At 68.7% G+C, this 10,066-nt stretch carries 8 protein-coding genes; 7 read left to right on the forward strand and 1 reads right to left on the reverse strand.

What is annotated here, in order from left to right:
• The first annotated feature begins 241 nt into the window (after window positions 1-241).
• A complete protein-coding gene (gene galE, locus DMC18_RS16370; protein WP_233248184.1) occupies window positions 242-1,246 on the forward strand; it encodes a UDP-glucose 4-epimerase GalE in 1,005 nt (334 codons plus the stop codon).
• A gap of 24 nt (window positions 1,247-1,270) precedes the next feature.
• Here the strand turns inward: galE and DMC18_RS16375 are convergent, their stop codons facing one another.
• A complete protein-coding gene (locus DMC18_RS16375) occupies window positions 1,271-1,702 on the reverse strand; it encodes a hypothetical protein (protein ID WP_110121238.1) in 432 nt (143 codons plus the stop codon).
• 175 nt (window positions 1,703-1,877) lie between these two features.
• Between DMC18_RS16375 and DMC18_RS16380 the strand changes: the two genes are divergently transcribed.
• The 6 genes from DMC18_RS16380 to DMC18_RS16405 all read left to right on the forward strand — a co-directional run bounded on the left by DMC18_RS16380 (window position 1,878) and on the right by DMC18_RS16405 (window position 10,005).
• Entirely contained in the window at window positions 1,878-2,207 is a 330-nt protein-coding gene (locus tag DMC18_RS16380) for a hypothetical protein (protein WP_146218096.1), read from the forward strand.
• A gap of 99 nt (window positions 2,208-2,306) precedes the next feature.
• A complete protein-coding gene (locus tag DMC18_RS16385) occupies window positions 2,307-2,879 on the forward strand; it encodes a protein-L-isoaspartate O-methyltransferase (RefSeq protein WP_110121236.1) in 573 nt (190 codons plus the stop codon).
• A gap of 125 nt (window positions 2,880-3,004) precedes the next feature.
• Window positions 3,005-4,453, forward strand: coding sequence for a TolC family outer membrane protein (locus DMC18_RS16390; protein WP_110133110.1), 1,449 nt, complete (start codon window positions 3,005-3,007; stop codon window positions 4,451-4,453).
• A gap of 135 nt (window positions 4,454-4,588) precedes the next feature.
• Window positions 4,589-5,131 carry a PopZ family protein gene (locus DMC18_RS16395; RefSeq protein ID WP_110121235.1) on the forward strand — a complete coding sequence of 181 codons (543 nt, stop codon included), beginning with the start codon at window positions 4,589-4,591 and terminating at the stop codon, window positions 5,129-5,131.
• Window positions 5,132-5,282: 151 nt separating this feature from the next.
• A complete protein-coding gene (locus DMC18_RS16400) occupies window positions 5,283-8,006 on the forward strand; it encodes a valine--tRNA ligase (protein ID WP_110121234.1) in 2,724 nt (907 codons plus the stop codon).
• A gap of 247 nt (window positions 8,007-8,253) precedes the next feature.
• A complete protein-coding gene (locus tag DMC18_RS16405; RefSeq protein WP_110121233.1) occupies window positions 8,254-10,005 on the forward strand; it encodes a class I adenylate-forming enzyme family protein in 1,752 nt (583 codons plus the stop codon).
• The last annotated feature ends 61 nt before the right edge of the window (window positions 10,006-10,066 follow it).

The raw sequence follows: 10,066 nt of genomic DNA on the forward strand, positions 1-10,066 counted from the left end.
AGAGCAGCCGGCTGTTAACCGGCTGGTCGTAGGTTCGAATCCTACCCGCGGAGCCACTCTCCCTTCGATCGTTCGAAGGGTTCGCCGTCAGGAAGATTTCCTCCTCCGCCTTCGCCTGATCGTCCGGATGCGGCGTGTCCGCGGGCTCCATGGCCAAGGCTTTGGGGTTGCGGCCGGCGCAAGGTTCGGCGACATGCAGAAACGCCCGGGCGCCAGGATCGCGGGCGGCGAAAGAGGCCCGGTGTCCAGTTCCCAGTCGATGTCCCAATCGATGTCCAAGGCGATTCTCGTGGCCGGCGGCGCCGGCTATATCGGGTCTCACGCCTGCAAGGCCCTGGCGGCCGCCGGCTATCGCCCCGTCACGCTCGACAACCTGGTCATGGGCCACGCCGACGCCGTGAAGTGGGGGCCGCTGCACGAGGGCGACATCCGCGACGAGGCTTTGGTGACCGAGCTGGTCGCCCGCTATGACATCAAGGGCGCGATCCACTTCGCCGCCCACAGCCTGATCGGCGAGAGCAACCGCGATCCGGCCAAGTACTACGACAACAATCTCACCGCCGGGGTGATCTTCGCCAAGGCCCTGGCCGACGCCGGCGTCGCGCCCCTGGTCGTCTCGTCGACGGCCTCGGTCTACGGCGCGCCCGAGGTCTCTCCGATTCCCGAGAGCCACCCGACCCGGCCGATCAATCCCTACGGTTCGACCAAGCTGGCCCTGGAAGACGCCCTGCGCTGGATGGAGCCGGCCTACGGCCTCGACGTCACCGTCCTGCGCTATTTCAACGCCGCCGGCGCCGATCCCGACGGCGAGATCGGCGAGCGCCACGAGCCGGAGACCCACCTGGTGCCGCTGCTGTGCCGCGCCATGCTGGGCCGCGCCGGGCCGCTCACCGTGTTCGGCGACGACTATCCCACGCCCGACGGCACGGCCGTTCGCGACTACGTCCACGTCACCGATCTGGCCGACGCCCACGTCCTGGCCCTGCGCCACCTGATCGAGGGCGGTCGCGGCGACACCTATAATGTCGGGGCCGGGCAGGGGGCTTCGGTGCTGCAACTGATCAAGGCCGCCGAGGCCGTGGCCGGCAAGCCCGCGCCCTACGGCTACGGCCCCCGCCGCGAGGGCGACCCGCCGGCCCTGGTGGCCGGCATCTCCCGCATCGCCGCCGACCTCGGCTGGCGCCCGACCCGCTCGCTGGAGACGATGATCGCCGACGCGATGCGGTTCGAGGCTGCGCGGGGCTGAGCCCCGCCCTATGATCCGGCGAGCCTACGCCTCGACCAGCTTCTGCAGCTCGCGATAATAGGTCTCGGTGTACTGGTGCTGCTGGTCCAGGCTGGCCAGCATCTCGGGGCGGGCGAAGACCTCGGCGGGGATGGTCACGCCCTTGCGGCCATGGCGCACGCACAGGCCGTCGGCGATCAGGCCGCTGACGTGGCGTCGCACCGTCTCGGCGGGCATGGCCAGGGAATCGGCGATCTGCACCACCGTCACCGGGCGGCGCAGGGCGTCCTGGACCACCTTTTCCTTGGCGTCGAAGCCCATGTTGGGCCGGATGTGGGCGGTGTTGGCCACCCAGATGGTGGTGAAGACGATGGCCCGGACCGGGTCGTTGCCGTGCAGGCCCTTGGCGACATCCAGCGAGCGCAGGAAATAACCCGCCGAAAGGCGGACAACCGCGCGCCGAACATCCGTGCTCATACCGTCCCCTGAAGCCCCTGGGTCGATTAACCGTGAGGCTGAGTCGCCGCGCCAGGAAAATTCACCATGTCCCCATTTTGGGGACAGTATGCTTTTGGGGGAGGCGTTAACGACGATTTTGCGCCATACGGGCCGCCGAATTCAGGGGAAAGCGTACGCGGGGGCGCGTTTGGGCATGAGTGAGATCGAAGCCAGATTGCGCCAGGCCGCCACCGCCGTGGGCGTGGAAAGCCGCATCGAGGTGCTGCTGAAAAGCGTCGAGGAAGCCATCGAAAGCTATCCCGACGACGCCGACCCGCGCTACCTGACGCGCCTGATCGACCAGCGCACCGCCTTGCTGGAACCGGATCTGGCGCTGATCGCCCGCATCGCCGTGCAGCTCTGCGAGAACGACGCCGCCCGCGCCGCCGTGCTCGGCCCGCCCCTGGCCACGGCCGCCACGGTCTGCCCGTTGATGCGTCCGGCCGTCAACCAGCTGCGCCGCCTGCTCGGCGAAGGGGTCTGACGCGACGCCGAACGCCTTGCATCCGTAATGCAAGCGGCTGATTGCCTTCCGACGAGACGCGGACCTATAAGCCTGTCGAACCGCTTTCCGAGGAAGTCCATGAGCTCCGATTTCGCGGCCGCCCGCCTGAACATGGTGGAAAGCCAGATCCGCACCGCCGACGTGACCGACCTGCCGCTGCAGGACGCCCTGCGTGTGGTTCCGCGCGAAAACCTCGTGCCCGCCGGCAAGGCCTACCTGGCCTATGCCGACGCCGAAGTCGAATACGCGCCGGGCCGCACGCTGATGCGTCCGCGCGACATCGGCAAGCTGCTGCAGATCATCAAGCCGCGCGCCGGCGAGAAGGCCCTGGTCATCGCCGCGCCGTACGCCGCCGTGGTGCTCGAGACCATGGGCCTGGCCGTCACCCGTCTCGACGGCGACGACCTGACCGCTGTTCCGGCCGGCGAATACGATGTCATCGTCACCGAAGGCGCCGTGCCGAAGGCGCCGGCCTCGTGGACCGGCGCGCTTGCCCTGCACGGCCGTCTGGGCGTCGTCGAGCGCCAGGGGCCGGTCGGCCGCGCCACGCTCTATGTCCGCGCCGAAGACGGCGTGGCCGGTCGTCCGGTGTTCGATTCGACGCCGTCGCTCCTGGCCGGTTTCCCTGTCGAGGCCGGCTTCGCGTTCTGATCCGGGCCTTTTTCACGCGGGCGCACAACGCCTGCGTGAAAAAAGCTTAACTAGCGACGGTTGACGGCCGGCCTTACAGCGCTGGTATTGAAGCGAAAGCTTCGGGTGTGTTGGGGAATAACGGGATGTCGAAGAGCCGTCGGGCCGGGTTGCTGGCCGCCGCCTGCTGCATGGGTTTCATGGCCTCGGCCGCGAACGCCGAGACGCTGACCGACGCCGTCTCCCTGGCGTACCAGACCAATCCGACCCTGCAGCAGCAGCGCGCGGTGCAGCGGGCCACGGACGAGACCGTCGTCCAGGCCAAGACCGGCTTCCGTCCGACCGTCAGCGCCACCGCCGACATCTCGGCTTCGCGCACCGACTACGCCAACACCACCTCGGCGGGTCTCGATCGTTTGAAGACCAGCGGCAGCGGCGCCACCGTCTCGCTGTCGCAGCCGCTCTATACGGGCGGCAAGGCCAGCGCCAACCTGACGGCCGCCGAAGCGACCGTGCTGGCCGGCCGCGAGGACCTGCGCAGCGTCGAGCAGTCGGTGCTGGCCACGGTCATCACCGCCTATGTCGACGTCCGTCGCACCGAGGAAAGCCTTCGGATCGCCCAGGAGAACGTCAACGTCCTGACCCGTCAGCTCGACGAGTCGAACGCCCGCTTCGAGGTCGGCGAGATCACCCGCACCGACGTGGCCCAGTCGCAGGCGCGCCTGGCCGCCGCCAAGGCCAGCCTGTCCTCGGCCCAGGCCAATCTGGCCGTCGCCCGCGCCAGCTACGCCCAGGTCGTCGGCCAGAACCCGACCGACCTGGCGCCCGAGCCCTCGCTGGCGGCCCTGCTGCCGGCCAGCGTCGAGCAGGCCTTCGACGCCGCCGAAGCCAACAACCCCGCCGTCGTCGCCGCCCGCTACAGTGAGCAGGCCGCCTCGGCCGACGTCGCCGCGGCCCGCGCCGCCTACCTGCCCACCGTCTCGGCCGGCGCCAGCCTGGGCTACGACGCCAGCGAGGTGAACGGCGCCGGCAAGCAGTTCGGCGACTACGACCGCGCCGTCGCCGGCTCGATCACCGCCCGCGTGCCGATCTTCACCGGCGGTCTCAACGCCTCGGCCGTCCGCGCCGCCCGCGAGCGCGAGAACGCCGCCCGCATCGCCGTCGAGGGCGCCAAGCGCACCGTCGTGCAGCAGGTCTCGTCGGCCTGGAGCACCCTGCTGGCCGCCCGCGCCAACCTCGTGTCCAACGAAGAGCAGGTGAGGGCGACCAAGATCGCCTTCGAGGGCGTGCGCCAGGAGCAGCAGGTCGGCCTGCGCACCACGCTCGACGTGCTCAACGCCCAGCAGGAGCTGCGCGCCGCCGAACTGGCCCTGGTCACCGCCCGCCGCGACGAATACGTCGCCAGCACCGGCGTGCTGCAGGCCATGGGCGCGCTCGACATCGCCAAGCTGGCCCCGGACGTGCCGCGCTACGATCCCAAGACCTCGTACGACAAGGTCAATCACGCCTTCGGGTGGGTGCCGTGGGAGCCGGCCGTGCAGGCGCTCGACAAGATCGCCTCGCCGGCCGTGGCGACGCCCGCTCCGGGTAAGTAAGTCCGTCCAATCCTGGACGAATCATCGCCTCGCCCATCCTTGGCCTTGCTTAAGCCGTGCAAGTCTGCACCATCGGTGGTGCGCGTCTTGCAGGACGCCAAGGATTCGTAGCCCTTTAATACGGCCCAGCCCATCATGTCCGACCAGAGCTCTCAAGAACCGACGATGGAGGAGATCCTCGCCTCGATCCGGCGGATCATCTCCGAAGACGACGCTCCGGCGGCCGAAGCGCCGCCGCCCGCGCCCGAGCCGGTTCCCGAGCCCGAGCCGCTGATCGAGGACGACGTCCTCGACCTGACCGATCCGATCGAGCCGCCGGCTCCGGTCGAGACGCTCGGCGACCTCGACGTCTACACCCCGGAACCCGAGCCGGAGCCGGCCTATGAGCCGCCGCCCCCGCCGCCGGAACCGGCCTACACCCCGCCGTCGCCGGCCTTCAACCGCGACGAAGTGGCCGAGACCCTGGTCGGCGACCACGCCGCCGGCCTCGCCGCCAGCGCCTTCGGCAGCCTGAGCTCGGCCCTGCTGATGCCGGCCAACGGCCGCACGCTGGAGGACGTCGTCCGCGAGCTGCTGCGCCCGCTGCTCAAGGAGTGGCTGGACACCAACCTGCCGCGCATCGTCGAGAACAAGGTCGAGGAAGAGGTCCACCGGATCTCGCGCGGCCGCGGCGTATGATGCTCGCGTCGCACCGTCCCTAGGGCGGCCGCCGACGCACGGAAATTAGAGAAGGCGGTCGCTCCGGCGGCCGCCTTTTCCCGTTCAAAATCCCCGATAATCCCGTCGCCCGGTTTCGCGGGGCGGCCGCAAATGGCATATCCCCTCCGCCATGCTTGAAAAGACCTTCGATCCCAAAGCCGTCGAACCCCGCCTGTACGCCGCCTGGGAGGCCTCCGGGGCCTTCAAGCCGAGCGAGGATCCGAACGCCGAGCCGTTCGTCATCGTGATCCCGCCGCCGAACGTCACGGGCAGCCTGCACATCGGCCACGCGCTGAACAACACGCTGCAGGACGTGCTGACGCGCTTTCATCGCATGCGCGGCAAGGCCGCCCTGTGGCTGCCGGGCACCGACCACGCGGGCATCGCCACCCAGATGGTGGTCGAGCGCCAGCTGGCCGCCGCCGGCAACATCGGTCGCCGCGACATGGGCCGCGACGCCTTCGTCGAGCGCGTCTGGGAATGGAAGGCCGAGAGCGGCGGGGCGATCACCAACCAGCTGCGCCGCCTGGGCGCCAGCTGCGACTGGTCGCGCGAGCGCTTCACCCTGGACGAGGGCCTGTCGGCCGCCGTCCGCAAGGTCTTCGTCCAGCTCTACAAGCAGGGCCTGCTCTATCGCGACAAGCGCCTCGTCAACTGGGACCCGCAGTTCCAGACCGCCATCTCCGACCTTGAGGTCGAGCAGAAGGAGGTCGACGGCGCCTACTGGCACTTCGCCTATCCGCTGGCCGACGGCGTGACCTACCAGCACCCGGTCGCCTTCGACGACGAGGGCAAGCCGACCCAATTTGAGACACGCGACTACATCGTGGTGGCCACCACCCGTCCCGAAACGATGCTGGGCGACACGGGCGTGGCCGTCCATCCGTCGGACGAGCGCTACAAGGACCTGGTCGGCAAGGACGTCGTCCTGCCGATCGTCGGCCGCCGCATCCCGATCGTCGCCGACGACTACGCCGACCCGACCAAGGGCTCGGGCGCGGTGAAGATCACGCCGGCGCACGACTTCAACGACTTCGGCGTCGGCAAGCGCGCCGGCCTGCCGGCCATCAACATCCTGACCCCCGAAGCCAAGCTCAACGACGCCGTCCCGGCCGAGTACCAGGGCATGGACCGCTTCGCCGCGCGCAAGGCCATCGTCGCCCGCGCCGAGGAAGAGGGCTGGCTGAAGGAGATCGAGAAGACCAAGCACATGGTCCCGCACGGCGACCGTTCGGGCGTGGTCATCGAGCCCTACCTGACCGACCAGTGGTACGTCGACGCCTACACCCTGGCCCAGCCGGCCCTGAAGGCCGTCGAGACCGGCGAGACCGTCTTCGAGCCCAGGCACTGGGAAAAGACCTACTTCGAGTGGCTGCGCAACATCGAGCCCTGGTGCGTCTCGCGCCAGCTCTGGTGGGGCCACCGCATCCCGGCCTGGTTCGGCCCGGAAGGCTCGATCTTCGTCGAGGAGACCGAAGAGGCCGCCTACGCCGCCGCCCGCGAGCAGTTCGGCGCCGACGTGGTGCTGAACCGCGACGAAGACGTCCTCGACACCTGGTTCAGCTCGGCCCTGTGGCCGTTCTCGACCCTCGGCTGGCCGGAAAAGACCCCGGACGTCGCCCGCTTCTACCCGACCAGCACCCTGGTCACCGGCTTCGACATCATCTTCTTCTGGGTCGCCCGGATGATGATGATGGGCATCCACTTCATGGGCGAAGCCCCGTTCAAGCAGGTGTTCATCAACGCCCTCGTCCGTGACGAGAAGGGCGCCAAGATGAGCAAGTCCAAGGGCAACGTCATCGACCCGCTCGCCCTGATCGACGAGCTGGGCTGCGACGCCGTGCGCTTCACCCTGACGGCGATGTCGGGCCAGGCGCGCGACATCAAGCTTTCGAAGCAGCGCATCGAGGGCTACCGCAACTTCGGCACCAAGCTGTGGAACGCCACCCGCTTCGCCCAGATGAACGGCTGCGTCCGCGTCGAGGGCTTCGACCCCGCAAGCGTGGCCCAGCCGATCAACAAGTGGATCCGCGGCGAGGTCGTGAAGACCCTCGGCGAGGTCACCAAGGCCCTGGAAGCCCCGGCCTTCGACGAGGCCGCCGGCAGCCTCTACCGCTTCATCTGGAACGTCTTCTGCGACTGGTACCTGGAGCTGGCCAAGCCGATCCTCAATGGCGAGGACGAGGCCGCCAAGGCCGAGACCCGCGCCACCACGGCCTGGGTGCTCGATCAGATCCTGATCCTGCTGCACCCGGTGATGCCGTTCATCACCGAGGAGCTGTGGGACAAGACGGCCGAGGAGGGCGGTCCGGCCCGCCAGGCCATGCTGATCTCCACCTCGTGGCCGGAACTTCCGGAAAGCTGGATCGACGCCGACGCGGCCGCCGAGATCGGCTGGCTGGTCGACACGGTCGGCGAGATCCGCTCGCTGCGCGCCGAGATGAATGTGCCGCCGTCGGCCAAGCCGGCCCTGGCCGTGGTCGGGGCGGGCGAGGGCACGCAAGGCCGCCTGTCGCGTCACCGCGACCTGCTGCTCAGCCTGGCCCGCCTGGGCGAGATCTCCCTGGCCGACGCCGCGCCCGCCGGCACGGCGCCTGTGGTGATGGGCGAAGCGACCGGCGCCCTCGGCGTCGCCGAGTTCATCGACGTCGCCGCCGAGAAGACCCGCCTGACCAAGGAGATCGCCGGCCACGTCTCGGAGATCGAGAAGACCGGCAAGAAGCTCGGCAACCCCGACTTCCTGGCCCGCGCCAAGCCCGAGGTCGTCGACGAAAACCGCGAACGCCTCGCGGAGGCCGAAGCGGCCAAGGCCAAGCTGGAAGCGGCTTTGCAGCGTCTGGCGGCGATGGCCTGATCAAAACCCTCCCCCTGAAGGGGGAGGTGGCCGCGAAGCGGTCGGAGGGGGAAGTGTCAGCGACGGAGTGGTCTTCCCCCTCCGTCGCCTGACGGCGACACCTCCCCCTTCAGGGGGAGGGTCTCTCCCAACTAAACATTGTTCCCTTATCTATCCAAACGACCGTTTACATCGGTCGTCCCGCCGTGCTTACTCGACGGAAACGCGCCGCTTCCAACGAGCGCGAGCTACACCGGGAGAGTAACGAATGACCCAGGCCGCTCACGCCTTGCCCCCTTGGCCCGCCATGTCGGTGAAACAGGCCTACGCCCTGATCACCGCTCCGGGAACGCCCGGCGAAATGGAGGAGGTGGTGATCCGTGGCGTGCCGACGCGGACCTGGAAGAACCTCCCGCCCACCCTGCGCCACACCCTGCAGGTCGGCCGCACCCACGGCGACAAGATCTATCTCGTCCACGAGGACGAGCGGGTCAGCTTCGAGGCCTTCTACCGCGCCGTCACCGTCTTCGCCGCCGAGCTGGAGGCCAAGGGCGTCAAGAAGGGCGACCGGGTGGCCCTGGTCATGCGCAACTTGCCCGAATGGCCGGTGGCCTTCTATGCGGGCCTCTCCATCGGCGCGATCCTCACTCCGCTGAACGCCTGGTGGACCGGGCCGGAGCTGGAATACGGCCTCGTCGATTCCGGCGCCTCGGTCGCGGTGATGGACGTCGAGCGCTTCGAGCGCCTGGCCGAGCATTTCGACAACTGCCCCGACCTTCAGCGCGTCTACGTCTCGCGCGCCAGGGAAGAGATCGCCCATCCCTACGTCACGCGCCTGGAAAGCGTGATCGGCGGCCCCAACGACTGGATCAGGCTGGACGAAAAGCCGCTTTCGACCGTCGAGCTGGGCCCCGAGGACGACGCGACGATCTTCTACACCTCCGGCACCACGGGTAAGCCCAAGGGCGCCCTGGCCACGCACCGGGCCGTCAACAGCAACATCTTCGCAGCCGCCGCCGCTTCGGCGCGCAGCTTCCTGCGTCGCGGCGAGGCCCCGCCCCAGCCCGATCCCAGCCTGCCGCAGAAGGGGGCGCTGATCTCGGTGCCGTTCTTCCACGCCACCGGCTGCTTCGCGGTCATGAACCCGGGCCTGTTCGGCGGCGCCAAGCTCGCCATGATCCGCAAGTGGGATCCCGAAAAGGCCATGCAGCTGATCCAGGACGAGAAGCTGACCCAGATGGGCGGCGTGCCGACCATCGCCTGGCAGATCATCGAGCATCCCTCCCGCGACAACTACGACCTGTCGTCGCTGGAGGCCGTGGCCTACGGCGGTGCGCCCTCGGCGCCCGAGCTGGTGCGCAAGATCAAGGAGATCTGGCCCAAGTCCTCGCCGGGCAACGGCTGGGGCATGACCGAGACCTCGGCCACCGCCACCTCCAATTCGGGCGAAGACTACGAGAACCGTCCCGAAAGCTGCGGCCCGGCCGTGCCGGTCACCGACCTGAAGATCATGACCCTGGAGGCGCCCTACCAGGAGCTGCCGATCGGTTCGGTGGGCGAGCTGTGGTGCAAGGGGCCGCAGGTGGTGAAGGGCTACTGGAACAAGCCCGAGGCCACGGCTCAGACCTTCGTCGACGGATGGGTGCGCACCGGCGACCTGGCTCGCCTCGACGAAGAGGGCTTCTGCTACATCATCGACCGGGCCAAGGACATGCTGATCCGGGGCGGCGAGAACATCTACTGCATCGAGGTCGAGAACGTCCTCTACGACCACCCGGCGGTGATGGACGCGGCCCTGGTCGGCGTCGACCACAAGACCCTGGGCGAGGAACCCGCCGCCGTCGTCACCCTGAAACCCGGCGCCGAAGCCACCGAAGACGAACTCCGCGCCTTCGTCGCCGACCGCCTGGCCGCCTTCAAGGTGCCGGTTCGTGTCGTCTTCTGGCCCGAGACCCTGCCGCGCAACGCCAACGGCAAGATCCTGAAGACCGAACTGAAGAAGGTCTTCGTCACGGGCTGAAGATCCCTCTCCCCTTGCGGGAGAGGGTGGCCTGCGAAGCAGGTCGGGTGAGGGGTCTCTC

The sequence above is a fragment of the Caulobacter sp. D5 genome (assembly GCF_003185805.1).
In the GTDB taxonomy this organism is placed as follows: domain Bacteria; phylum Pseudomonadota; class Alphaproteobacteria; order Caulobacterales; family Caulobacteraceae; genus Caulobacter.